5 protein-coding genes are annotated in these 2,145 nt (G+C 40.6%); 3 read left to right on the forward strand and 2 right to left on the reverse strand.

Annotated features, from left to right (window positions below):
• Positions 1 to 253: 253 nt before the first annotated feature.
• Both CDZ87_RS16545 and CDZ87_RS16550 read left to right on the forward strand, forming a co-directional pair.
• Complete coding sequence (locus CDZ87_RS16545) at positions 254 to 505, forward strand: type II toxin-antitoxin system Phd/YefM family antitoxin (RefSeq protein WP_065431664.1); 252 nt, start codon at positions 254 to 256, stop codon at positions 503 to 505.
• The gene (locus CDZ87_RS16550; RefSeq protein ID WP_100754509.1) at positions 495 to 782 is read left to right on the forward strand and encodes a type II toxin-antitoxin system RelE family toxin; all 288 of its coding nucleotides are present in this window, start codon (positions 495 to 497) and stop codon (positions 780 to 782) included. Before CDZ87_RS16545 ends, CDZ87_RS16550 begins: the two co-directional genes overlap by 11 nt.
• Positions 783 to 911: 129 nt before the next feature.
• Here CDZ87_RS16550 and CDZ87_RS16555 read toward each other — a convergent pair whose 3' ends face one another.
• Together CDZ87_RS16555 and CDZ87_RS16560 are read right to left on the reverse strand one after the other, a co-directional pair.
• Complete coding sequence (locus CDZ87_RS16555; RefSeq protein ID WP_019282621.1) at positions 912 to 1,211, reverse strand: type II toxin-antitoxin system RelE/ParE family toxin; 300 nt, start codon at positions 1,209 to 1,211, stop codon at positions 912 to 914.
• Positions 1,208 to 1,450 carry a type II toxin-antitoxin system ParD family antitoxin gene (locus CDZ87_RS16560; RefSeq protein ID WP_038176344.1) on the reverse strand — a complete coding sequence of 81 codons (243 nt, stop codon included), beginning with the start codon at positions 1,448 to 1,450 and terminating at the stop codon, positions 1,208 to 1,210. The genes CDZ87_RS16555 and CDZ87_RS16560 overlap by 4 nt, the downstream gene beginning before the upstream one ends.
• Positions 1,451 to 1,628: 178 nt before the next feature.
• On the opposite strand from CDZ87_RS16560, the gene CDZ87_RS16565 reads away from it, so the two are divergent.
• Entirely contained in the window at positions 1,629 to 2,093 is a 465-nt protein-coding gene (locus tag CDZ87_RS16565) for a GNAT family N-acetyltransferase (protein ID WP_100754510.1), read from the forward strand.
• Positions 2,094 to 2,145 lie beyond the last annotated feature (52 nt).

Raw genomic sequence — 2,145 nt, forward strand, 5'->3', positions numbered from 1 at the left:
GCAGCTAAAGTCTGGGTCTCACTTTACCCTGATTTGTTAGTTATTATCCATACAAACAATTTAAGAGGGATTCCCAACGCTTGGCATTTTTGCTTCTACTTCAAGTTAAGTGTTTATGGCACCATACTTTAAGCCTGGGTGGTAGCGTTGCTCACCCCTTAATTGGGCGTTATGCAGCTTTCATAAACTTCTAGCCATGATTCAAATTATGGTCTAAAATTGGCTCTAATTTAAATGCTTAATTGGTGTTCCTATGAGACAAGTTTTAGCTGATTGCTCAGCAAGTATTTCTGAGCTAAAGAAAAACCCAACCGCTTTACTAAATGAAGCTGATGGTTCTGCTATTGCTATTTTAAACCACAACAAGCCCGCAGCTTATCTTGTTCCTGCGGAAACTTACGAGTTTCTGATGGATATGCTTGATGACTATGAGCTTGCAAAGCTTGTTGAAAGTCGTCGTGTTGATCTATCTGAAGCCGTGGAAGTTGATATCGATGACTTATAAACTTAAATTTCTGCCCGCTGCAAAGAAAGAGTGGAGCAAATTAGCTCCACCAATTCAAAGTCAGTTTAAAAAGAAACTTAAGGAACGTCTCGAAAATCCACATGTTCCATCTTCCAAGCTCCGTGGTTACGACTCGGTTTACAAAATCAAACTGCGGACAGCAGGCTACCGTTTAGCTTATGAAGTGATTGATAATGAAATTGTCGTATACGTGTTAGCTATAGGAAAGCGTGACAAAGATGCAGTGTATAAAAAGCTAGCTTCAAGGTTTTCGTAAAACAGCAGCATAACAAAGCGTTTAAGACGGATTCCCAACGCTTGGCATTTTCGGTTTGCTTCAGCTTCAGTGTTTACGGCACAATAGTTTAGGTCAGGTGGTAGGCGTTGCTCACCACTTAACGCGGCGTTATGCGCCAAAGATGGGGTTCACATCCATACTCTTATGCAAGATTCTGATGATCTGGATGTTTTGGCTACCAATTTGTTGGTAAAAAATAACATGGCTTCCTTGTGGAAATTTTCGGTAGCCATCTCTGATTTCATCACAAGTTTTACCGATATCAGGATTTTCAGCGAGTAGCCAAAATGATTCATCGAATTGTTTGAGATAAATATTACGTTGCTCGCGGCCCCATCTGCGGGAGGTAAACAAGGCAATATCTTTTAAATCAGACTTTGCCTTGTTGGTTAGTTGGAATGGTTTCATTTTCTCTCTTCGCTATCTAGTTCACTGATAAACGAATCGAGGTCATAATCAGCCATACCACTTTCTTCACCTTCAACGAGTAGTTGTCGTAAAGTGTTCATTTTCGTTTCTTGTGTTTCGAGTAAACGTAGAGCGGAACGAATTACTTCACTTGCTGAGCCATAGCGTCCACTTTGGATCTGGTTACTGATGAAGCCATCAAAGTGTTCGCCGAGAGTGATGCTAGTATTTTTAGCCATTGCAATCTCCTAATACCAAATAGTACCTAATTATGGTATTAATTTGAGGTGATCGCAAGTGACGCATAACAAAGCGTTTAAGAGTGATTCCAAACGCTTGCCGGTTTCGCTTCGCTCAAGTATGGCAAGCGCTTGTCACACCTTAACGCAGCGTTAGCTGAATAGTGGTACAAGTAGCATGATCAAAATTAGAAAATACGAAGAATCTGACGCAAGTGAGTTGTGGACACTTTTTTATCATACGGTTCGTAACGTGAATAGCCGAGACTATTCCCAAGAGCAAGTTGAGGCTTGGGCACCAGATAATTTTGACCGCGAGATCTGGAAGAATAAACTGAACGCTATTTCACCTTTTATTGCAGAAATAGAGGGTGTCATTGTTGGTTATGCTGACCTTCAAGAAAGTGGTTTAATCGATCATTTCTTTTGTCATCATGACTACCAAGGTAAAGGTGTTGCTCGTTGTCTTATGGAGCACGTTTTTAAAGTTGGGAAAGCACGTGGTATTGCCAAGTATTATTCTGAGGTTAGTATTACAGCTCGACCTTTCTACGAAAAATTTGGTTTTAAGGTTGTGAAAGAGCAAGCGATAGAAGTTCGTGGTCAAAAGCTGCAGAACTTTGTTATGGAAAAATTCAGCTAACAAGAGACTATGGCGTCAAGAGTTAATTTTTGGCGCTGTTTGCATCCCACAT

This window comes from Vibrio salilacus (genome assembly GCF_002811245.1).
In the GTDB taxonomy this organism is placed as follows: Bacteria; Pseudomonadota; Gammaproteobacteria; order Enterobacterales; family Vibrionaceae; genus Vibrio; species Vibrio salilacus.